The 21,854-nt window shown below is 70.6% G+C and carries 24 protein-coding genes; 14 read left to right on the forward strand and 10 right to left on the reverse strand.

Annotated elements, in window-relative coordinates; genetic code table 11:
• Positions 1-107 precede the first annotated feature (107 nt).
• The 7 genes from VGW35_07445 to VGW35_07475 form a co-directional block, all read right to left on the reverse strand.
• Positions 108-1,391 (reverse strand): ABC transporter substrate-binding protein, encoded by a 1,284-nt coding sequence (locus tag VGW35_07445; GenBank protein HEV8307487.1) that lies wholly within the window; start codon positions 1,389-1,391, stop codon positions 108-110.
• A gap of 27 nt (positions 1,392-1,418) precedes the next feature.
• A complete protein-coding gene (locus tag VGW35_07450; protein HEV8307488.1) occupies positions 1,419-1,853 on the reverse strand; it encodes a type II toxin-antitoxin system VapC family toxin in 435 nt (144 codons plus the stop codon).
• Positions 1,850-2,152 (reverse strand): type II toxin-antitoxin system prevent-host-death family antitoxin, encoded by a 303-nt coding sequence (locus tag VGW35_07455; protein ID HEV8307489.1) that lies wholly within the window; start codon positions 2,150-2,152, stop codon positions 1,850-1,852. Before VGW35_07455 ends, VGW35_07450 begins: the two co-directional genes overlap by 4 nt.
• A 41-nt stretch (positions 2,153-2,193) precedes the next feature.
• The gene (locus VGW35_07460) at positions 2,194-3,291 is read right to left on the reverse strand and encodes a PrpF domain-containing protein (GenBank protein ID HEV8307490.1); all 1,098 of its coding nucleotides are present in this window, start codon (positions 3,289-3,291) and stop codon (positions 2,194-2,196) included.
• Positions 3,278-5,278: an aconitate hydratase gene (locus VGW35_07465; protein HEV8307491.1), complete on the reverse strand. Its 2,001-nt coding sequence runs from the start codon at positions 5,276-5,278 to the stop codon at positions 3,278-3,280. The genes VGW35_07460 and VGW35_07465 overlap by 14 nt, the downstream gene beginning before the upstream one ends.
• 15 nt (positions 5,279-5,293) lie before the next feature.
• Positions 5,294-6,427, reverse strand: coding sequence for a citrate/2-methylcitrate synthase (locus tag VGW35_07470; protein HEV8307492.1), 1,134 nt, complete (start codon positions 6,425-6,427; stop codon positions 5,294-5,296).
• A 133-nt stretch (positions 6,428-6,560) separates the two neighbouring features.
• Positions 6,561-7,115 (reverse strand): response regulator, encoded by a 555-nt coding sequence (locus VGW35_07475; GenBank protein ID HEV8307493.1) that lies wholly within the window; start codon positions 7,113-7,115, stop codon positions 6,561-6,563.
• A gap of 515 nt (positions 7,116-7,630) precedes the next feature.
• On the opposite strand from VGW35_07475, the gene VGW35_07480 reads away from it, so the two are divergent.
• The 6 genes from VGW35_07480 to VGW35_07505 are packed head-to-tail and all read left to right on the forward strand — an operon-like array spanning position 7,631 to position 11,663.
• The gene (locus VGW35_07480) at positions 7,631-7,873 is read left to right on the forward strand and encodes a sulfurtransferase TusA family protein (GenBank protein ID HEV8307494.1); all 243 of its coding nucleotides are present in this window, start codon (positions 7,631-7,633) and stop codon (positions 7,871-7,873) included.
• A 34-nt stretch (positions 7,874-7,907) separates the two neighbouring features.
• On the forward strand, positions 7,908-9,041 hold the full coding sequence (locus VGW35_07485; GenBank protein HEV8307495.1) for a cysteine desulfurase family protein: 1,134 nt from the start codon (positions 7,908-7,910) through the stop codon (positions 9,039-9,041).
• 8 nt (positions 9,042-9,049) lie between these two features.
• Complete coding sequence (locus tag VGW35_07490) at positions 9,050-9,745, forward strand: HAD hydrolase-like protein (protein HEV8307496.1); 696 nt, start codon at positions 9,050-9,052, stop codon at positions 9,743-9,745.
• Positions 9,746-9,785: 40 nt separating this feature from the next.
• Positions 9,786-10,214 (forward strand): hypothetical protein, encoded by a 429-nt coding sequence (locus VGW35_07495; protein ID HEV8307497.1) that lies wholly within the window; start codon positions 9,786-9,788, stop codon positions 10,212-10,214.
• Between the two features lie 48 nt (positions 10,215-10,262).
• Positions 10,263-11,438, forward strand: coding sequence for an FAD-dependent oxidoreductase (locus tag VGW35_07500; GenBank protein HEV8307498.1), 1,176 nt, complete (start codon positions 10,263-10,265; stop codon positions 11,436-11,438).
• A gap of 36 nt (positions 11,439-11,474) precedes the next feature.
• Entirely contained in the window at positions 11,475-11,663 is a 189-nt protein-coding gene (locus VGW35_07505) for a 4-oxalocrotonate tautomerase family protein (protein ID HEV8307499.1), read from the forward strand.
• A 63-nt stretch (positions 11,664-11,726) separates the two neighbouring features.
• Here the strand turns inward: VGW35_07505 and VGW35_07510 are convergent, their stop codons facing one another.
• A complete protein-coding gene (locus VGW35_07510; protein ID HEV8307500.1) occupies positions 11,727-12,815 on the reverse strand; it encodes an Ldh family oxidoreductase in 1,089 nt (362 codons plus the stop codon).
• A gap of 244 nt (positions 12,816-13,059) precedes the next feature.
• Between VGW35_07510 and VGW35_07515 the strand changes: the two genes are divergently transcribed.
• The gene (locus VGW35_07515; protein ID HEV8307501.1) at positions 13,060-14,160 is read left to right on the forward strand and encodes an IS110 family transposase; all 1,101 of its coding nucleotides are present in this window, start codon (positions 13,060-13,062) and stop codon (positions 14,158-14,160) included.
• A gap of 388 nt (positions 14,161-14,548) precedes the next feature.
• On the opposite strand, the gene VGW35_07520 is transcribed toward VGW35_07515, so the two are convergent.
• The gene (locus VGW35_07520; GenBank protein HEV8307502.1) at positions 14,549-15,025 is read right to left on the reverse strand and encodes a nuclear transport factor 2 family protein; all 477 of its coding nucleotides are present in this window, start codon (positions 15,023-15,025) and stop codon (positions 14,549-14,551) included.
• A gap of 131 nt (positions 15,026-15,156) precedes the next feature.
• On the opposite strand from VGW35_07520, the gene VGW35_07525 reads away from it, so the two are divergent.
• From VGW35_07525 to VGW35_07555, 7 genes are all read left to right on the forward strand, one after another.
• Positions 15,157-16,398, forward strand: a complete 1,242-nt coding sequence (locus tag VGW35_07525) for an amidohydrolase family protein (protein HEV8307503.1) — start codon at positions 15,157-15,159, stop codon at positions 16,396-16,398.
• 17 nt (positions 16,399-16,415) lie between these two features.
• On the forward strand, positions 16,416-17,102 hold the full coding sequence (locus VGW35_07530) for a hypothetical protein (GenBank protein ID HEV8307504.1): 687 nt from the start codon (positions 16,416-16,418) through the stop codon (positions 17,100-17,102).
• Positions 17,103-17,201: 99 nt separating this feature from the next.
• A complete protein-coding gene (locus VGW35_07535; protein HEV8307505.1) occupies positions 17,202-18,179 on the forward strand; it encodes an ornithine cyclodeaminase family protein in 978 nt (325 codons plus the stop codon).
• A gap of 2 nt (positions 18,180-18,181) precedes the next feature.
• On the forward strand, positions 18,182-19,402 hold the full coding sequence (locus tag VGW35_07540; GenBank protein HEV8307506.1) for a CoA transferase: 1,221 nt from the start codon (positions 18,182-18,184) through the stop codon (positions 19,400-19,402).
• Between the two features lies 1 nt (position 19,403).
• Positions 19,404-20,555, forward strand: a complete 1,152-nt coding sequence (locus VGW35_07545; protein HEV8307507.1) for a thiolase family protein — start codon at positions 19,404-19,406, stop codon at positions 20,553-20,555.
• Positions 20,556-20,572: 17 nt separating this feature from the next.
• Positions 20,573-20,995, forward strand: coding sequence for a Zn-ribbon domain-containing OB-fold protein (locus VGW35_07550; GenBank protein ID HEV8307508.1), 423 nt, complete (start codon positions 20,573-20,575; stop codon positions 20,993-20,995).
• Positions 20,996-21,013: 18 nt separating this feature from the next.
• Positions 21,014-21,454: a DUF488 domain-containing protein gene (locus tag VGW35_07555; GenBank protein ID HEV8307509.1), complete on the forward strand. Its 441-nt coding sequence runs from the start codon at positions 21,014-21,016 to the stop codon at positions 21,452-21,454.
• Positions 21,455-21,631: 177 nt separating this feature from the next.
• On the opposite strand, the gene VGW35_07560 is transcribed toward VGW35_07555, so the two are convergent.
• Positions 21,632-21,854 (reverse strand): UTP--glucose-1-phosphate uridylyltransferase (locus VGW35_07560; GenBank protein HEV8307510.1); only part of this gene is annotated, 223 nt, incomplete at its 5' end.

Raw genomic sequence — 21,854 nt, forward strand, 5'->3', positions numbered from 1 at the left:
GGTCCGGTTTGTCCCGGGGGGAGGCAGGCCCGATCCGTTCGCCGGATGGCGAACGGCCCGGCTGTGCCGGGAGGGCATTCTTCGGGGGGCGGAGCCCCCCTCCGAGATCAGGTCTTCCAGGAGCTGATCCAGTCGAAGAGCCTGGTCCCCGATGGCTTCATCGCCTGCTTGGTGGAGACGATCTCCAGCGGGTCGATGGTCACGAAGTCGTAGGCATTCTTGTGGGTCGTGATCCCCTGGTAGAAGTTGCACATCTGGATGTGGTCCTCGCGCCAGCTGCGCTTCCCCGACAGGGACTCGACCTCCAGCCCCTCGAGGGCCTTGACGACCTGGGTCTTGCTCGGCCACTGTCCGGCCGCGGCGTAGGCCTTCTCCAGCCCCGCCTTGTACGACTCGGCGCAGAAGTAGGCGTGGTCGCACTCGTAGGGCGGGTATTCGTTGTACTTGGCCTTGTACTCCCGCACGAACTGCTTGAGGAGCGGGCTGCCCTTGGGATCGTCGAAGTACATGGAGTTGTAGCCGAGCAAGAGGCCTTCGGGAGTGAAGTCCTTCTTGAGCGAATCGTGCACGCCGCCCGCCGTGGTGAAGACGCCCTTCATGGTCTTGAAGAGCCCGACCGCGGCCGCCTGCTTCATGATGATGGTCGCATCGCCGGACCAGAAGGAGCACATCAGGAGGTCGGCCCGCGACTGCTGGATGGAGGCGATGTGCGAGGTGAAGTCGGTCGCCCCGAGCTTGGGGAACAGCCCCAGCACGAACTTGACGTCCGGCATGTGACGCCGGAGCACGGCCTGGTAGGACTCCCAGCAGTCGTGGCCGTAGGAGTAGTCGTTGCCGATGCCCGCTACCGTCTTGATGCCCTTGAAATACTTGGCGGTGAGCATCGCGGCCACGATGGCCTCGACCTCGTTGTCCACGCTCCGGAAGGCCCACTTCGTGCTGGGCATCGTCTCCTCGACACCCTTCTGGGTCGTTCCGTCCCAGGAGAGCCACGGCGTCCCCATGTCCTCCGCGACCGGGCCCAGCGCCAGCGTGACCCCGGTTGAGATGCCGCCGAGGACGACCTCCACCTTGTCCTGGAGGATCAGCTTGCGGTATCGCTCCACCGTGTCCTTCGGGTTGGACTCCTCCTCGACGACGAGCTGGACCGGGCGCCCGAGGATGCCGCCCGCCCTGTTCACGCGCTCGGCCCACCACTCGGTCCCGCGGAGCCCGGCGGTGCCGACCGGGGCGGCGATACCCGCCCGGATCGCGAGCACGCCGATCTTCAGCGGCTCCGCCGGAACCCCGGGACGGCCCTGGGCCCGCCCGAGAGCCGGCACGCCCAGGCCGGTCCCGGCCGCCACAGCTGCCCCCGCGCCCTTGAGGAAGTCACGTCTGCTGGTGCTCATTGGGTCCTCCTGAGTCGTGGACGTTGGCTATTTCGATTCGAGGATGAGTACCCGGAAGCCTTCGCGCTCGGCGGCGATCGCCTGATCGGTATCGAGGGTGACGAACTCGAACGCGGGGACATCGTCCTCGGCCGCCACGATGGCGGCTCCGATCTGCAAGGCATCGGCGGCCCGGAGAGGATGGCTCTCCACGACTCGCTCGGCATGCCGGCGGACAATCTCGACGGCCGTGATTTCCGACCAGCGTTCCCAGGCGTCAAGGAACTCGCGCCGGGCTGCGGTGAGACGCCGGGCGGCGACGGGCTCGGCTCGCCGGCGCCGGGCGAGCGCGGACAGCACCTCGACGCGCGTGAGCGTCCACACCACCACCACCGGGTCCTCGCGGAGCCACGTCTCGGCGTGCCGGGTGCCGCGCTCCGCCACGAACAGGGCGACCAGCGCCGAAGAGTCCCAGAACCTCACCAGCGACTATGGCGCTCGTCGAGGAGGTCGCGGAGGACGCTGCCGCGCAGCTTGGGGGGCTTGCGCTTGCCCAGCCACTCCGGCAATCCCCCGGCGCCACGTCGGATGAGACCGCGGCGCTCGAGACGCCGGAGTCGCTCCTCGTCGTCGCCTCCGTGTCCGGCCGCGGTCCGCTGCACGGGAATGATGCGTGCGACCGGCTGGTCCCTGGCGAGGACGAGGACGGTGCCGCCGCTCTTGACGTGCTCCAGGTACCGGGACAGGTTGTTCTTGAGCTCGGCGATCCTGGCCCTTTTCATGTGGCCATGATAGCCATCAAGGGCAGGCTGGTCAACCGCCCTCACGGGACGCGCACGTAGCCTTCCATGAGGCGCCGGGCGGTTCGATAGACGGTGACGCGCTCGGCCCAGGGCTCCCCGTCGCGGATCGTCACCGCCGCCGCGATCGGCAGGATCCCCGAGGGGTGGCCCAGCCGGACGTCTCCGGCACGCCGGGTCGCGCATTCGTGGACGACGGTGCCGTCGACCCGGGCGGCCACCGCCAGGCACATGGCGGCGGTGAGCGCGAAGGCGCGGTGGCAGTTGCCCATGGAGACGACGCGGGCCACCAGGTCCATCTGCTCGAGCCCGTAGCCGCGCCCGTCGAGCGCCGTGAACGCCGTGGCGGGCGCCACCAGGGCGATCTTCGGCGTCGCCGCGCTGCCCGGGATCCCCATCCGCGCCGCGGCGCCGCGGCGGATCGCTTCGAGCCGAGCCCCCAGGCCCCGGTCGGCGTCGATCGCCTGCGGCGACTCGGTTCCCGTGAGGCCGAGATCCACGGCGCGGACGAACGCCACCGGGTTCGTCGCGTCCACCAGCGAGGCCGGAAGCCCCTCGACGAGGTCACGGGCCCGTCCGGTGGGCAGCAGGCGTCCCGAGCCGGCGCCTCCGGGGTCGAGGAAGTCGAGCGCGATCCGCGCCCCGCGCCCGGGGACGCCCGGGAGCTCGAAGTCGCCGGCCACCGCGGCCTCGCCGCCGGCGACGGGCACGTGGGCCACGATGAGCTTCTTCGTGTTGGTGTTGTGGATACGGACGACCGTGTCGGCGCCCGTCGGCGGGACGAGGCGCTCGTCGATCGCGAAGGGTCCGACGGCGGAGGCGCAGTTCCCGCAGTTCCCGCTGTAGTCGACGACCGGCTGCCCCACGTGGACCTGGGCGAAGGTGTAGTCGACGTCGGCTTCGGCATGGGTCGGCGGCCCGATGATGCACGCCTTCGAGAGAGACGAGATCCCTCCGCCCAGGCCGTCGAGCTGGCGGCCGTACGGGTCCGGGCTCCCGAGAGCGGCCAGCAGCATCCGATCGCGCGCGTCGCCGGCCGGGGGAACATCCTGCTCGTGGAAGAACAGCGCGCGGCTCGTCCCGCCGCGCATGAAGACGGCGCGGATCCTACGCTGGGCCACGCGGTGATCGAGGAGCGTCGGCCCCCGCCTCGGTGGAGGCCCGGGGAAGACGCGGGTGAGCCCCGGCGCCCTGCTGGACGGTATGGCGGAGCCGCCCGCCGGCCAGGAGGATCTCCCGCTCCCGGTCGGTGAGGACGCAGCGCACCGCGACCTGGCGGCCGGTGGTCTCGTCCTCCACCGTGAGCCTCCCCTCGGCGAGCCCGGCCGTGATCCCGCGGATTCGCAGCCGGTGGCCGGGCACGATCGTGTCGTAGTCCGCGGGATCGGCGAACTCCAGCGGCAGGATGCCCCAGTTGATCAGGTTCGCGCGGTGGATCCGGGCAAAGGTCTTGGCCAGGACCCCCCGCACCCCGAGGTACATCGGGGCGATCGCGGCGTGCTCGCGCGACGAGCCCTGGCCGTAGGTCTGCCCGGCCACGATGAAGCCGGTGCCGGCGGCCCGGGCGCGGGCCGGAAACTCGGGATCGACGTGCTTGAACAGGAACTCCGCGATGGCGGGAATATTCGACCGGAAGACCAGGATCTGGGCGCCGGCCGGCAGGATGTCGTCGGTCGAGACCTTGTCGCCGACCCTGATCAGGACGGACCCGGCCACCTCGTCGCCGACCGGCTGGCCGATGGGGACCTCGCGGATGTTCGGGCCCTTGATGACGGCGGCGGCGGCTCCGTCGGTGGCCGGGGGGATGAGCCCCGCCGTCGCCGGCGCGAAGCGTGGCGGGAAGACGACCTCGGGGGCCCGGCCGAGCCGTCGCGGATCCGTGATGACGCCGCGGAGCGCCGAGACGGACGCCGTCTGGGACGAGCAGAGGTAGACCTCATCGTCCTTGACGCCGCTTCGGCCCGGGAAGTTCCGGTTGAAGGCGCGGAGGCTCTTCGAGCCCGAGGCCGGCACGTGCCCGATCCCGGGGCACGCCCCGCAGGTCGACTCGGAGACGACCGCGCCGGCGGCGATGAGGTCGGCCACGAGGCCCTTGCGCGCCATCGTCTCGAGGATCTGCTGGCTCGCCGGGAAGAGGACGAACGAGACGTCGGGGTGGACCCGCCGCCCGCGCAGGATCTCGGCCACCACGTACATGTCTTCCCACGAGCCGTTGGTGCAGGATCCGACCAGCACCTGGTCGATCGTCGTGCCCTCGACGTCACCCACGGGCACCACGTGGTCGGGCGAGCCCGGGAGCGCGACCAGCGGCTCGAGCGCCCCCAGGTCCACCTCGATCGTCTCGTCGTACCGGGCCTCGGGATCCGGCGCGAGGGGCTGCCACTCGGCCTCACGTCCGAGCCGGGCGAGGTAGCTGCGCGTCACGTCGTCGGACGGGAAGACGGACGTCGTGAGCCCGAGCTCGGCGCCCATGTTGGCGATCGTCGCCCGCTGCGGCACCGTGAGCGTGCCGACGCCCGGGCCGGCATACTCGAAGATCTTGCCGAATCCGCCGCGCACCGTGAGCCGTCGCAGCAGCTCGAGGATGACGTCCTTCGCGGTGACCCAGGGCCGGAGGCGACCCTTGAGGACGACCCGCACGACCTGTGGCATCGACAAGAAATAGGGAGCCCCGCCCATGGCGCACGCGACGTCGAGGCCGCCGGCGCCGATCGCGAGCATGCCGAGCGCGCCGCAGAGCGGCGTGTGGCTGTCCGAGCCGAGCAGGGCGAGGCCGGGTGCTCCGAACGTTTCCAGGTGGACCTGGTGACAGATGCCGTTTCCCGGCTTCGAGTAGTGACCGCCGTAGTGGCGTGAGACGGTCGCCAGATAGCGGTGATCGTCGGTGTTGCGGGAGTCGAACTGGTACACGTTGTGATCCGCGTACGTGACGACCGTGGGCGCCTGGACCCGCGAGAAGCCCATGGCTTCGAATTGGAGCCAGGCCATCGTGCCGTTGGTGTCGGTGAGGAGGACCTGATCGATCCGCAGCCCGATCTCGCAGCCGGCAACCGCCTCCCCGGCCGTCAGGTGCCCGGCCACGAGCTTCTGGACGACGCTCTGCGGCATCTGGCGCTCGGCCGCTCAGCTCCGGGCCGCCAGCGGCCGGAACGGGCGCGGCGGCGTCCCCACGTACTCGGCGCGAGGCCGGATGAGGCGGTTGTCGGCGTGCTGCTCCAGGATGTTGGCGGTCCAGCCCGCCACCCGGGAGACGGCGATGACGGGGACGAACAGATCCACCGGGAGTCCGAGCGCCCGGAAGAGCGGAGCCGAATAGAAGTCCACGTTGGGGATGAGTCCCTTCTCCCGGTTGACGGCCTCGTGCAGGCGCCCGGCCGTTTCGAACCAGACGCCCTCGCCCGACTGCCGGCACGCCTTCTCGGCCAACCCGCGGAGGATCGCGGCCCGAGGGTCGCCCGCCTTGTAGACCCGATGGCCGAATCCCATCAGCCGCCGCTTCTCGGCGAGGGCCTGCCGCGTGAAGGTCTCGGCCCGGTCCGGCGTCCCGATCTCCTCGAGGGTGCGCATGACGGCCTCGCCGGCGCCGCCATGGAGCGGGCCCTTGAGGGCGCCGAGCGCGCCGGACACCGCCGAGTGCATGTCCGCCAGCGTCGAGGCGACCACCCGCGCCGTGAAGGTGGACGCGTTGAACTCGTGCTCGGCGTAGAGGACCAGCGCCGCGTCGAAGGCCCGGACATTGACCGCCTTGGGCTTGCGGCCGGCGACCATGTAGAGGAAGTTCGCCGCGTGGGAAAGCTCGGGGCGAAGCGGGACCGGACGCTTGCCCTGGCGCACTCGATGAAAGGCCGCCGTCACCGTCGCCATCTGGGCCACGAGCCGGACGGCTTTCCGCCGGTTGGCCTCGGCCGAATTGTCTTCGCCATCGGGGTCGAGCGCCCCCAGGAGGGCCAGCGCCGCCTGGAGGACCCGCATGGGGTGCATCTCCTTCGGGAGCAGACGGAAGACCCGGAGGAGGAGGGGAGACAGGGGCCGCGCCTCGGTGAGCTCCGTCCGGAGACCGTGCAGCTCGGCGGGGGTCGGAAGCTCCCCGTGCCAGAGCAGCCACACCACTTCCTCGAACTGCGCGTGACGCGCCAGGTCGGCGATGTCGTAGCCGTTGTAGGCGAGGCGCCCCTGGGCGCCGTCGAGATCACAGAGCCGGGTGGCGGCCGCGACGACCCCCTCCAGCCCTCTGATGAGTCCGGCTTCGCTCGGCATCCTGCTCCCTTCGGGTGGGTGACGGGCGCCTTCGATTGTACTCCCGGAGCGGGGCGATCCGAAGGGCAAGGGGCCGCGCTCGAGGACGCGGCGGAGGGAGAGACTCAGCGGGCCTCGTCGACGAGGCTCGGCGTCAGGCTCCCACGATCACGTCGACGACCTTCTGGAGATGGCTGAGGTCGATGGGTTTGTTGATCATCGTGAACGGCCCGATCTCGAGCGCCTTCGACATGAGCTCCGAGTCGGGGTAGCCGGTCACGATGACGACGGGCAACTCGGGGCGAAGGGCGTGGAGCTGCCGGAACGTCTCGACGCCGCTGATCCCCGGCATGATGAGGTCGAGGAGGGCCACGTCGAGGTCGGTCTGCTTGGCGATCTCGAGCGCCTCCTCGCCGCTGGCCGCCGTGAGCACGTGGCGCTGGGCGGTCTGGAGGGCCGAAGCGATGAACTGCCGGGTCACGTCCTCGTCGTCCACGACCAGGATGGTCACCCGAAGGTTCGCCGCATGCTGGCGGAACCAGTCATCCAGGATGGACTTGTGGAATCGCCACTGCCGTCCCACCTTGTGGCCCGGGAGCTCGCGGCGCTCCGCCAACCGGTACACGGTGGAGACGGGTAGCTTCAAATAGGCGGCAACGTCGCGGATCGTCAGGATCTCGGCCGTCGCTTGGCCCCGGCGCTCAGCCATCGCTTGTCCTTCCGCTTGATTGACGACGCTGGGCCGGCGATGCGCCTTGGCGTCCCTCAACGTTGTTGGCGTTAATTCGGCGTAGGGCGACATAGTTTCATCCGCCCGCGAGGCTGTCAAGGGAAAAGCAACGCGTTCACTGATCGATCCTCGGGTGTCGCTCGTGCTCGGTTGCGGCTTCTGAAATCTGGGCGCCATGCCGTGTCTCCCCCACCGTGAGGCCTGCGTTGGTTCCTCGGTGACCACCCTTCCGGGTGTCCAGGTGGGCAGTGCAACGAGAGTACCAATCAGGGGCCCATGCTGAACCTCCTGTCACATAAGCGATTCCCGGCTTCCCTCGACGCTCGGGCGGGTCCCGATGGTCGATTCTTAGTCATTTCTGCCTCCGACTTGAATCTGTTTTAACCAGTTAGGCGATGGCCCGAAGCGATTCCCGCGAAGTGCAAGACGTTTCTCTTGCCCGAGGCTGGCTTGACACGCAATCCATCGGTGCGGTACGGTGAGGGGTGCCCGCGATGCAGACCGAGATCCAGGCCGACCGCGTGCTCGACTGTCTCGGCCTGTTCTGCCCCATGCCGATCGTCAAGACGCGTGAGGCGATCAAGACGATGACGGCCGGCCAGGTTCTGGAGATGCTCTCCGACGACCCCGCCAGCGACGCCGACATGAAGAGTTGGGCCAGGCGGACCGGGAACGAGCTCGTTGCGGTCACGAAGGACGGCCCGATCTACCGCTTCTTGGTCCGAAAGACCGGATAGGCTCGGCCCCCCGGGATCCGGGCGCCGGATCTACCTGGATTACGGGGGCTTTGCCCCCGTCGACCCGCGCGTGCTGGCCGTCATGACGCCCTTTCTCGAAGGGTGGGTGGGCAATCCCTCGGCTATTCACACGCTGGGCCAGGAAGCTCGTGACTCGCTCGCCGCCGCCCGGGCCAAGGTCGGTCGGCTCGTGGGCGGCCGCGCGGAGGGCGTCGTCTTCACCAGCGGCGCCACCGAGGCCAACAACGTCGCGATCAAGGGAGTGGCCCTTCGGCGGGCGGGCCGCCACGTCGTCACCACGGCCATCGAGCACCCGTCGGTCCTGACGCCGTGCCGCGACCTCATGAAGCATGGCTTCGAGGTGACCTTCCTGCCCGTCGATCCGGCAGGCCGGGTGGCTCCGGACCAGGTTCGAGCGGCGCTGCGCGCCGATACCTGTCTGGTCTCCATCGGAGCCGCCAACGCCGAGATCGGCGTGATCCAGCCCTGGGCAGCGATCGCCGCCATCGCGCAGGCGGCCGGCGTCCCCTTCCATGTGGACGGGGTGGGAGCGGTGGGCCGCGTGCCGCTGGCCGTCGAAGCCGATGGCATCGATCTGTTGACGCTGGCCGCCAACGATCTCTACGGCCCCCCCGGCGTCGGCGCGCTCTGGGTCCGTCCCGGCCTCCGCCTCATCCCGCAGATCCTGGGCGGGGGGCAGGAAGGCGGCCTGCGATCGGGCACGGAGAATCTCGCGGGTGTGGTCGGACTGGGCGTGGCGGCGGAGGTGGCCCTTCGCGATGGACCGGCCGAGACGGCCCGGCTGGTGGAGCTGCGAGACCGGCTGACCGAGGGGCTCCTGGCCTCGTGCGGAACGGTGCGGCTGACCGGGCCGCGCGTGGGCCGCTTACCGCACCATGCGAGCGTCGTCGTCCCCGGGGTGAAGGGCGAGAGCCTCCTCCTGGCGCTCGATCTCGTCGGCATCTCGGCGGCCACGGGCTCGGCCTGTGTCGCCCTCACGGGGGAACCCTCGCACGTCTTGCGGGCGCTCGGCCTCGATTCGCCCGTGGCCGAAGGGTCGCTCTGCGTCACGTTGGGGCGCTGGACGCGAGCGGAGGACATCCACGTCTTCCTGGCGGAGCTTCCCCCGATCGTCGACCGCCTGCGCGCGATCTCTCCACTCGGCTGAGTGTCCCGGTGAAGCTCGTCTGCTTCGACATCGACGGGACGCTCTTGTCGGCCAGCGGCGCCGGCCGCCGGGCCCTCGGCCAGGCGCTCCTGGACGTATATGGCACGGCCGGTCCGATCGATACCTACGATTTCCATGGCGGGACCGATCCGCAGATCATCCGGGACCTTCTCGGCGCGGCCGGGCTCTCGCCGGCGGAGATCGCCGCCCGCGAGGCCGACCTCTTCGCCCACTACCTCGGACACCTCGCGGGGGAAATCGGGGATGGCCGGCAGGTCACCCTCTACCCCGGGGTGGCGGCGCTCGTCGAGGCGCTGGCCGGGCGCGGGGACTGCCTGGTGGGGCTGCTCACGGGCAACATTGAGGCGGGCGCCCGAATCAAGCTCGAGCCGACCGGACTCCTCCCGCGGTTCCGGGTCGGCGCCTATGGCTCGGACCACGCCGACCGCACGTGCCTCCCGGCTGTGGCGGCGGGACGGGCCGCCGCGCTGGTGGGCCGGGCATTCCTGGGCCCGGACCTGGTGATCATCGGCGACACGCCGCGAGACGTCGGATGTGGCCGCGCCTTCGGAGCCCGGTGTATCGCGGTCGCCACCGGCCGTCACGCCGTAGCGGAGCTGACCGCCTGCGCGCCCGATCACGTCTTCGCGAACCTGGCCGAGACGGATCGGGTGATGGGCGCGATCCTGGACAGCCGCCCATGAGAGGCCGGCGCCGCCGGACGGGCGACGCCGATCCGCGCGCATGACGCGCCTCCTGGTCGTCTGGCTCCACCTGCTGGCGGCGGCGGTCTGGGTCGGCGGGCTCCTCTACGCGAGCCACCTCGTCGTCCCCGCCCTCGCCCGGGGCGAACGGTTGCCCGTGATCCTCCTGACCCGGGCCCGGGTCAGCGCCTGGGTGGCGGTCGGACTCCTCGTCCTGACCGGCCTCGAGAATCTTCGCCACACCCGGCTCGACAGCGCCTGGCTGATGAGCAAGGTGCTGCTCGTCCTCGTCCTCGTCCCGCTGGCCGCGCACCGTGACTTTGCCCTGATTCCGCGCGTGGTCCGGGAGATCGAGCGGGGGATCCCCGCCGCCGTCGTCCTGGGCGGCCTTCGCTGGCTCGACCGCGCCCTCATCCTCCTGGCCGCCGTCGTCCTCTTCCTGGGTGTGGGCCTTTCCCGGGGCCGTTGAGTCGAGCGGAGCGCGAGTGGCGGGGTTCGGCGCCGCGTTGGGGTACTGATGGCCGCCGCCCTGCCGCCTCGGACGCTCGTCATCGGCGGGGGCATCGGGGGGCTCTCGCTCGCGCGCGAGCTTGCCATCCGGGGGCTCCCGGTGACCGTGCTCGAGCGGACGCCGACCCCGGCGCCGGTCGGGGCCGGGATCATCATGAACCCCAACGCCATGCGGGTGCTCGAGCGGAACGGGCTCGCCGAGCCTCTCCGCGAGCGCGGGTGGCCGTACCTGGCTCGCGAGACCTGCGATCACCGGGGGCGCCTCCTGGCGACCCGCGATCACCGGCCACTCCACGAGGCGGGGAAGATCGCGCTCGGCCTGCTGGTCCACCGGGCCCATCTCCACCAGGTCCTCCTCGATGGCCTCCCGCCGGGCACGGTGCGGTTCGGAGTCAGGCTCCGCGGCCTCGAGGTCGCCGCCGACGGGGTGAGCATCGGGGTGGGGGGCGGCCATCGCCTGGAGGCCGAGCTCCTGGTGGGGGCCGACGGGATCCACTCCGAAGTGCGCGGACGCGTGTTCGGGCCGAAGGAGCCGGTCTATCTCGGCTACCGGTCGCATCGCCTCGTCGTGGAGAACGAGGACCGCGTCGAGCACTTCACCGAGTTCCTCGGGCGTGGCCAGCGGATCGGCCTCGTCCCCATCTCGAAGGACCAGCTCTATGTGTGGACGACCTTCAACGCGCCCCGGACGAGTCCCGCCCAGGCGCTGGGGAGCCCCGCCGAGCTCCGGGCGCTCTTCGGCGGGTTCACCGATCCACGGGTCGCCCGCGCGCTCGGCCGCATCGAGACGACCGAGGCGGTCCTGTGCACCGACATCGAGGAGATCCACCAGCTCGAGTGGGTACGCGGGCGCGCGGTGCTCCTGGGAGATGCCGCCCACGCCCTCAGCCCCAACCTGGGCCAGGGCGCGGGCATGGCCATGGAGGACGCAGCCGTCCTGGCCGAGGAGCTGGCCGCGGCTCATCGGGGGGCCCGGTCTCCGGAGGCGGCGCTCCACAGCTACCAGGCCCGGCGACGGCCGCGGGTCGCCACGGTGATGCGGCTTTCCCGGGAAGTCGGAGAGGATGGCCAGCGGACCGGGGCCCTCGAGTGCTGGCGCCGGAATCGGCGCCTTCGGCGCGAGGGGCGAGACGTCAGCCGGGTCGAGGCGGCCCTCGAGCGACTGCTGGCCTATCATATCTGAGGCCACGGCCGGAACGAGCGCACAGGAGGAGAGACCATGCCGAACATCACGATTCAGTGGTTCGCCGGGCGGACCGAGCAGCAGCGGCGCGAGATCGTCGCCGCCATCACCGAGGCCATGGTGAAGATCGGCAAGACCACGCCCGACCAGGTGCACATCGTCTTCCAGGACGTCGAGAAGTCCCACTGGGGGGTCAACGGGAGGCTGGCCAGCGATCCCGCGTGACCACTCCGGCGGGGGCTCCGCCCCCTCTGGGGGGCTCCGGCAGGATCTCAGGGCCGGGAGCTGTCAGGCCGGCGAGGCGAGCGAGAACGGAACGCCGAGCTCGGCGGCCAGCGAGCGGAGCTGCCTGACCAGCCCCGGGGCCAGCGGGATCCCCTCGCGCCGGCGCCTCTGCTCGCACTCCCACTCCGGCTCGCCGGCCACCCAGATCCGCTCGGCGCCCTCCGCCTTGGGCGAGTCCTTGAGGGAGCGGAGGAGATCGTCGATGTCGGCTTTGAATGCGTCGATCGGACGGAATCGCCCGACGTCGATCGCTCCGAAGAAATGGCCGACGTTGGCGCGCGTGGTCGCGCCCGGGCTCCGGCGGTGGACGTCGGAATGGGCGGCCCCGCTCAGCACGCCGGCCAGGATGTCCACCATCACCGAGAGCCCGTAGCCCTTGTGGCTGCCCTGCTCGGGGGTCCCGCCGAGCGGCGTGAGGAAGCGGGTGGCCAGGGCCAGGTCGGGGTCGGTCGTCGGCCGGCCCGTCGAATCCAGGGCCCAGCCCGCCGGGATGGGCTTGGCCCAGCGCGAGGCGACCGCCAGCTTCCCGATCGCCACCGTGCTGGTGGCCATGTCGAGGACGAACGGATACTCGCGTCCGGCCGGGGCCGCCACCGAGAGCGGGTTCGTGCCGAGGAGGGGCTTCTTGCCGAAGGTGGGCACGGTGGCGGGCCAGGGCGCGTTCGTCATGCTGAGGCCGATCATGTCGTGGGCGAGGGCCATCATCGAGTAGTTGGCGGCGGCGCCGTAATGGTTCGAGTTGTAGACGGCGACGAAGCCGACCCCGGAGGTGCGAGCCTTGGCGATGGCGAGCTCCATCGCGCGTGTCCCGACGTAATGGCCCCAGGCCTGGTTGCCGTCGATGGTGGCCGTCGACTCCTCATCGCGCATGATCTTGGGCTCGGCGGCCGGCAGGATGTAGCCGGCCCGGAACCACTCGTGATACTTGGGCAGCATCCCGACTCCGTGGGAGTCCACTCCTCGCAGGTCGGTGCCGACCATGAGGTCCACGGTCAGCCGGGCGATCCGAGGCGGCGTACCCCAGCGCTCGAGAATCGTCAGGGCGAAGGCCTCGAGCCGGTCGTGGCGCACGACGAGTGGCGCGTCGGTCATCGGAGGACCTTCGGTCCAGCCACGCGACCGGGTCCGACGATGGGACCGGGCCGGCTCATCGGGGTACCTTCGGACCAGCAGCGTGATGGGGTCTGGGCGATGGGACCGGGCCGAGCCCCGAGCAGCCCTAGGACGCAGGGAGGAGGCGGGCCGAGACAATATGGAAGGACCGGCCTCACTTGTTGCACTCTTTCGTGGGTTGCTCCCACGGAGGAACAGAGCCACATGCAAAAGGAGGCCGGTCATGGAGCAGGATACCATCTACGTGGGACTCGATGACAGCAAGCGCGTGATCGTCGCCGGCATTCTGCGGCCCGGGCAGCACGAGCCGGAGGGGCGGCGCATCCCCAACGAGCCGCACGCCATCGGGCAGCTCGTCAAGCGCCTGCAGCGCGAGGGCACCGTGCACGCCGCTTACGAGGCGGGCCCGGCCGGCTACGCCTTGTACCGGCGGCTCACCGCCCTCGGGGTCACCTGTACCGTCGCTGCGCCCGCCCTCACCCCGCGCAAACCGGGCGACCGCATCAAGACCGACAAGCGCGATGCCCTCAAGCTGGCCCGCCTCCTCCGCGCCGGCGAGCTGACGGCCATCCATGTCCCCGACGAAGCCCAGGAAGCCGTCCGCGATCTCGTCCGCTGCCGCGAAGACATCCACGAGGACGTCCGCCGCTGGCAACACCGCCTCGTCCGCTTCCTCGACCGCCACGACCGCGTCTATTGTCCCGGCCGCCACTGGACCGCTCGCCACTGGGCCTGGCTCCGCGCTCAGCAGTTTGACGACCCGGCGCTGCAGCACACCCTCGCCGCTCACCTGCACGCGGTGGAGCACGCCCTCGCCCGCCGCGCCGACCTCGAGCGTGAGCTGCAGGCCCTCGCCCAGCGCGCGCCCTACGCCGAGCCGGTCGGCTGGCTCCGGTGCTTCCGCGGCATCGACACCCTCTCGGCCATGGTCCTGCTCACCGAACTGCACGACTTCCAGCGCTTTCACACCCCGCGTGAGCTCATGGCCTTCCTCGGCCTGGTGCCCAGTGAGCTCACCACCGCCGACCGGCACCGCCGCTTCGGGATCACCAAGGCCGGAAACACGCATGCCCGCCGCATCCTCGTCGAAGCCGCCTGGCATTACCGCCACCGGCCCCGCTGCAGTGCCCGCTTGGCCGCCCGCAGTGCAGGCCAACCCAGCGCCCTCCAGGCCCTGGCCTGGAAAGCCCAGACGCGCCTGCACCGGCGCTACTGCCACCTCGTCGGCCGCGGCAAGCGCAGCCCCGTCGCGATCGTCGCCGTGGCCCGCGAACTCGTCGGCTTCCTCTGGGCCGCGATGCGGCAGGTCCAGCCAGCGAGCTAGGTCCACCGTCCCATATGCCCAGTCCTGAGGCCGGCCGGCGCTGTGGCGCGACGCAGGCACGATTGGAGAGCCCGCGTTACGCCTCTGCGATGCCGGCGCCCCGGTGCCCGGTGACTCGCGCCCCGAGACGGCGGCAGCTCCCGACGATCCACCGCCTTGCGGCTCTGCCCCCTGAGGTAACCCGCGCATATCAGGGTGAGTCGTCGTCGAAGCCGCCTCGTCCGCTCGCGGCGCCGGTCCCCTCGGGATATCGCCTGAAAAAACCGCGAGAACCGGATGCGTGGAACAAACCCCTTGACACCGGTCCTTCCATATCAGGCGTATGCCGCATACGTTGAGGCGGGCCGACGACCGAGGACGACGCCAGGCGAAGTCAATTGGCCCTGCATCAGGAGCCGGCGAGCGGAACCGACACATGCTCGTGCACCACCACCCAGCTGTTCTTGCGCTGCTCGAGAATCATCGTCCAGCGTCCGTCCAGGTGTGAGCTCGCGCCCTGCTTGTTGACGACGTCCGCGCCAAAGGTGAAGGTCGCCCAGGCCAGCCGGCGGTGGCGGTGGACACGCACATCATCCTTCACCGTAAACTTCAGGCTGCGGTTGGGCTCGAAGAACACCTTCTGCACGCCGGTTCGGTACTCGGCCCAGTTGGCGTACTTCAGGGGCGCGACGTCGAAGAAGGTCAGATCCGGATCGGCGGCGTAATACGGGTCGACCTTGCCGATGTCCATGCTCTCCCAGGCCTGGACGATCTTCGGGATGAGGGCGCGCACCTCTTGCTCGCCCTTGTCGGCAGCCATCGCCGACAGGACGGCCAGCGCGATCGCCACCCCGATCGACAGACACACCCACCGTCGCGTACGCATGGTCATGCCTCCTCTGTGAGAGGTTTCGACTCCGTAAGGTCCCACATTCGCCCGGCGCCGGCAACCGGCATTCGCGAATGGACGTGGGGAGCGGCGAGCCGACGGCCGACAGCGGGAAGGGGGCGCCGCCGATGAGCGTGATTCTGTTCCGCAACGCGAAGCTGCTCGACCCGACCAGATCGGAGCTCACCGACGAGGCGTCCGTCCTGGTCGAGGGCGATCGGATCCGCGAGGTCTCGTCGCGACCCCTGGCGGCGTCGAGCGCCACCGTGATCGACTGCGGGGGCCGGACACTCATGCCCGGGCTCATCGACTGCCACGTGCACGTCTTCCTGTCGGAGGTGAACATCCGGTACCTGGAGGCGGTCCCGCTCACCCTGATGACGGCGCGGGCGGCCCCCCTGATGCGGGCCATGCTCGACCGCGGGTTCACCACGGTGCGCGACACCGGCGGCGCCGACTGGGGCATCCGCGAGGCCGTGGCGCTGGGGCACCTGGCCGGGCCCCGTCTCTTCGTGGGCGGGCGAGCGATCGGGCAGACCAGCGGCCACAGCGACGCTCGCCGCCGGACCGATGTCGGGGCGAGCTGTCACACCTGCAACGCCATGGCCTTCACGCTCGCCATCGCGGACGGCGTGACCGAGGTGCGCCGGACCGTCCGGGAACAGCTCCGCCAGGGCGCCGACCACATCAAGATCATGGTCTCGGGCGGGGTGGCTTCGCCCTACGACCCGCTCGACAGCCTCCAGTACACGGTCGACGAGATCCGCGCCGCCGTCGAGGAGGCGGCCACCTTCAAGAAATACGTCTGCGCCCACGCCTACCCGGCCGAGGCCGTGGCCCGCGCCGTCGAGTGCGGCGTGCGCGTGATCGAGCACGGGAACCTCATCGACGCCCCGACGGCGACGCTGATGGCCGCGCGGGGGGCGTTCCTGGTGCCGACCCTGGTCGCCTACGACGCGATCAACCGTCACGGGCGCCAGTTCGGGATGGGGGCGGAGAGCCTGGAGAAGAACAAGGTGGTGCTGGAAGCCGGGCTCCGCTCCCTCGAGCTGGCGCGAGCGGCGGGGGTCCGGATGGCCTACGGCAGCGATCTCCTGGGACAGCTTCAGCCCGATCAGTCGCGCGAGCTCCTCCTGCGGGCGGAGGTGCTCTCGCCGCGCGAGATCCTCCACTCGGCGACGGTGATCGGCGCCGAGCTGCTGGGGCGCGCGGGTGAGCTCGGCGTGGTGGCCGCGGGCGCGCTGGCCGACCTCCTGGTCGTCGAGGGCGACCCGCTGCAGGACCTCAAGCTGTTTCAGGATCAGGGGGCACACCTGTCGCTCATCATGCAGGGCGGGAGGCTCCACAAGAACACGCTGACCGCGGCGTGAGCCGAGTATTCGAATCGGTGTCTGATCTCCCGCGCGGAGTCGGCAACCCGCCGGCAGATTCGCCCGGAAGCGGGTCCTGGCTGGCCGGGGTCTTCTCCGCGCTGCCCGATTTCGGTCTCGCCTTTGCCTTCCTGACGACCTGGATCTCCCCGGGCCGGCTGGGCGACCACATGATCTCCTACCTGATGCTCCTGATGTTGCTCGAGTTCATCATTGTCCACTCCTCGGGCTTCATGGCGGGCCTCATGGTGAGCGACGTCCCCCGGGGGAAGAAGACGCTCTGGCTTTTCGGGCTGAGCTGTTTTTACATGCTCTTCGTGGGCGCGTTTGCCCTGGCATTCGGGACCTGGTGGCCCCTCAGCGCCTTCTGGCTCCTCACGCTGAACCGGTTATCGGGCGTGCTGCTGGGCCAGGCCCCCGTCGGCCGGGAGAGCCAGATGGTGATGGCCTCCTGGGCGGTGGGAGCGCTGGCCTATCTCCTGCTCGCGTTCGCCACCACCCTCCTCCCGGTGCCCCGACTGGGGATCACGAAGGCCGTGGTGGCGGCGGAGCACTTGCCGGGGACCGGTCTCTGGGTCGACGAGCCTCAACGGGTCATCGCGTTCGGATTCCTGTACTTCACCGTTGTGGCACTTTGGGAGCTGGGTGCCCACGCGTGGGTATCGAGAGGGAGAGCCGGAAGCGGAGCATCGATGGCGGCGTAAAGTCCATGTCTGCTTCCCTGAATTGCCCCGAGCCGCCCTCCGGGGCCCATAGGATACCTGGCGCGACCGCCGGCAGTCGAGTAACATCATCGAGCGGCGATGGACGAGCATCGGATCCGGTACTTGAGCCGGCGGGACGTCGAGGAGCTCGACCTCGGCATGCCGGCCGTGGTGGACGCGGTCGAGCAGGCGTTCCGGGAGAAGGGCCGGGGGCGCGCCGTCATGCCAGCCAAGCACTGGCTGGCGCCGAGCGAGCGGCGGTTCTACAGCGCGATGACGAGCGTGGTGCCCGAAGCCCGGGCCGCCGGCTGCAAGTGGCAGAGCGGCTCGTCGGACAACGCGGCCCGCGGCCTGCCGTACATCACCGGCCTCCTGATCCTGAACGACAGCGAGACCGGCTTGCCGCTCGCCGTCATGGACTCGACCTGGATCACCGCCATGCGGACAGGGGCGGCGACGGCCGTGACCGCGCGCTACCTGGCCCGGCCCGGGATCGAGAGCTTCGCCATGCTGGGCTGCGGGGTCCAGGGGCGGCGGCACGTGGAGGCGCTCCGCGTGGTCTTTCCCGGGCTCCGGCGGGTCCACGCGTATGACATCGACCCCGACGCGCTCCACCGCTACGCGCGCGAGGTGGGCGAGCGCCACGGCCTCGAGGTCATCGCCTGTCCGAGCGCCCGGGAGGCGGTGCGCGGGGCCCCCCTGGTGGTGACCGCCGGGCCGATCGAGCCGAATCGGCCCCGCACGATCGACGCCGACTGGCTCGAGCCGGGGATGCTCGGCGTGGGCATCGACTACGACTGTTACTGGCGGCCGGCGGCCCTCCGGGCGGCCGACAAGCTCTACGCCGACGACCGGACCCAGCTGGAGCACCTGCGCGAGTCGGGCTACTTCCGCGACAGTCCGCCGCTCACCGCCGAGATCGGCGACGTCGTGGCCGGGAAGGCCCCGGGGCGCGAGCGCGCCGACGAGGTCATCATCGCCATGACCATGGGCATCTCGGTGGAGGATGTCACCACCGCCCGCCGGGTCTACGACCTGGCCGTCACCCGCGGCCGCGGCACCCTGCTCCCGCTCTAGCTGTGTCTTCCCCGCCGACCGCGCCGCCGTTCGGGCCGATCGCCGGCCTTCGCGTCCTCGACCTCGGCAACATGATCGCCGGGCCCATCGCGGCGTCCCTCCTGGCCGACTTCGGGGCCGACGTGCTCAAGGTCGAGCACCCCGAGCTCGGCGACGATATCCGGAACTGGCCGCCGATCAAGGAGGGGCGCCCCCTCTGGTGGAAGGTCATCGCGCGCAACAAGAGACTCGTCACGCTGAACATCGGGAGGCCCGAGGGCCGCGACCTCCTCCGGCGCCTGCTGCCCGACTTCGACGTGCTGATCGAGAACTTCCGCCCGGGGACCATGGAGCGCTGGGAGCTCGGATATGAAGAGCTGGTCCGGGTGAATCGGCGCCTGATCATGGTGCGGGTCAGCGGGTACGGCCAGACCGGTCCCTACGCCGGCCGTCCCGGCTACGGCACCGTCGCCGAGGCCATGAGCGGCGTGCCCTCGTTCACCGGGTTCCCCGACAAGCCACCGACCTTCTCCGCCTTCCCGCTGGTCGATTACCTGACGGGTCTCTTCGCGGCCTACGCGACCATGCTGGCGGTCTACGAGCGCGATGTCCGGGGCTCGGGCGTGGGGCAGGTGATCGACGCCAGCCTCTACGAGTCCATGTTCCGGATCGTGGAGGCCCAGGTCATCGGGTTCGACCAGCTCGGCGTGGTGAAGAAGCGGCGAGGCAACCGGATGGACGAGGACTCCCCGCGGAACGCCTACCGGACGGCCGACGGCGAGCACGTCGCCATCTCGATCGGCTCCCAGCGGATCTTTGCCCGCCTGGCCCAGGCCCTGGACCGACCCGAGCTGGCCGACGACCCGCGCTTCGGCTCGCTCTCGCGACGCGTGGAGAACGGCGACGTGCTCGACGCCATGCTGGCCGAGTGGTTCGCCGGCCTGCCGCTGGCCGAGGCGATGCGGCGGCTCGAGGCGGCCGACGTCGTCGCCGGTCCGGTCTACGACATCCGCCGGATCGTCGCCGACCCGCACTACGCGGCGCGGGAGGACATCGTGGCGGTGGCCGACCCGGACTTCGGCACCGTCCGCATGCCGGCAGTGGTGCCGAAGCTGTCCCGCACCCCGGGCCGGGTCGCCCACCCGGGGCTCGAGCGCGGGGCGCACAACGACGAGGTCTATCGCGGTCGGCTCGGGCTCAGTGCCGAGGAGTGCGAGCGGCTCCGCCGGGCGGGTGTGATCTGACGTGAGCTACGACGGCGCCGTGATCGTCGGCTGCGGCCAGACCGAATACCACAAGCAGGCCCGCCACGAGGTGCCCTGGTACATCGCCGACGCGATCCGCCGGGCGCTCGCTCACGCCGGGATCGACAAGCGTGAGGTGGACGGCCTGGCAGTCAGCTCGTTCATGCTGCCGCCCGACAACACGGCGACCGTCGCCGAGCAGCTCGGGATGACGCTCTCCTGGGGTTACCTCGGCGCCTTCGGCGGCGCCGAGCACGTGATCGGGCTCCTGCGGGCGGCCCGGGCGATCCAGCACGAGGAGGCCGAGGTGGTGGTGGTCGTCGCCGCCGACGCCTTCACCGTCGCGCGCCACATGGCGATGATGAACGTCTTCAACACCGGCTTCGAGTACCTGGCGCCCTACGGGATGGGCGGCACCAACGGCCTCTTCGCCATGGTCGAGCGCCGCCACCGCTACGAGTTCGGGACGACCCGGGAGCAGCTCGGCAAGCTGGCCGTCACCCAGCGGCGGAATGCCGCCCTCAATCCGAACGCGCTCCTGCGGACGCCGCTCACCCTCGAGGAGTACCTCACGGCCCGGCTCATCGCCGACCCGCTCCGGCTCTACGACTGCGTGCTGCCGTGCAGTGGCGGCGACGCGGTGGTGGTGACGTCGGCCCGCCGGGCGCGCCGGCTCGGGCGCCGGCCGATCCGGATCCTGGCCGGCGACGAGCGGACCAACTACCGGGCCAAGGACCTGGTGATGCTCGAAGGCGGCTGGGCCGAGTTCAGCGCCGAGCTCTTCGGGGACGCCGGGCTCGGCCACGCCGACATCGACATGCTGCAGCTCTACGACGACTACCCGATCATGGAGGTGATCCAGATCGAAGGCCTCGGGTTCTGCCGAAAAGGGCAGGGCGGGCCCTTCCTCGAGGCGACCGACATCTCGCTCACCGGCACGCTCCCCATCAACACCGGTGGCGGCCAGCTCTCCTGCGGTCAGTGCGGCGCCGGCGGCGGCGCGATCGGGCTCACCGAGGCGGTGCTGCAGCTCCAGGGCGAGGCCGGGGACCGGCAGGTCGGCGGCGCGCGGACGGCGCTGGTGACCGGGTTCGGCATGGTCGGCTTCGTCAAGGGCCTGTGCCAGAGCGCGGTGATCCTGACCAACGACTGAGGAGGCCCGTCGCGACGATGGCCGAGACCCCCGGCATCCCGCTGCCCCGGCTCACCGAGTGGAACCGCCCCTTTTTCCAGGCGGCCGTGGCCGGGCGGCTCGCGCTCCAGCAGTGTCGCGCCTGTGGCGCCCTGATCTACTACCCCCGGCCGGCCTGCCCCGAATGCCTGGCCATGGAGTACGACTGGGTCCAGGTCTCCGGCCGCGGCCGCATCTACTCGTTCGCCGTCGTCTGGCGTCCCCAGCACCCCGCCTTCAACGACCGGGTCCCGATCACGCTGGCCACGATCACGCTCGACGAGGGGCCCCAGATGGTCAGCAACATCGTCAATGCGCCACCCGAGCGCGTCGAGATCGGCTTGCCGGTCCGCGTCGTCTTCGAGCGGGTCTCCGACGAGGTGGCCCTGCCGAAGTTCGAGCTCGCCGACGACCCCGGCTGAGGGCCCGGACCGCGCGTCATGACCGTGTACTCCATCGGCTTCACCCGGAAGACCGCCGAGCAGTTCTTCGGCGCGCTGCGGGGGGTGGGCATCAAGCGCCTGCTCGATGTGCGGCTGCATACCGCCTCGACCCTCGCCGGCTTCACCCGGGGTGACCACCTGCCGTTCCTCCTCCGGGAGCTGTGCGGCGCCGGGTACGAGCGCGAGCCGATGCTGGCCCCGAGCGAGGAGCTGTTCCGCGCCATCAAGGCGCGGAGGATCGGCTGGCCGGAGTACGAGACGGCCTTCCTCCAGCTCATGGCCCAGCGGCGCGTCGAGGATCGCATCAGCCGGGCCGGGTTCCGGGTGCCGACGGTCTTGCTGTGCAGTGAGCCGGCGGCCGATCGGTGCCATCGCCGCCTCGTGCTGGAATATCTGAACGAGAAGTGGAGCCAGGCGCTCGAGGTGGTTCACCTCTAGGACATGGGAGGGGGCCTCGACGGCCCCCTCCCAGGCCCACCCCCAGGAGAAGGTGGCGCGGGCGAAGCCCGCGCTCGGAGCGGAACATCAACCGTGGGCGGTCCGCCGGGTCGGATTACTCCGACACACCCTACCCGCGGCTAGCGCGGCGCGATGACTCGGACGGGCTCCTCGCCGTCAGATGACGGTCTTGAGGTAGGTCCGGAAGGGCTCGGCGAGGTCGGGCCGGGCCAGGGCCATCTCCACCGTGGCCTTCAGGAACCCGAGCTTGTCCCCGGTGTCGAAGCGCCGCCCGGCGAAGCGGACGGCGTAGAGCGGACGTCGCTCCCGCAGGCGACGCAGCGCGTCGGTGAGCTGGATCTCGCCGCGGTGGTCGGGCGGGGTCTCGGCCAGGATCGGG

The organism is Candidatus Methylomirabilota bacterium (assembly GCA_036005065.1).
In the GTDB taxonomy this organism is placed as follows: domain Bacteria; phylum Methylomirabilota; class Methylomirabilia; order Rokubacteriales; family DASRDR01; genus DASYQW01.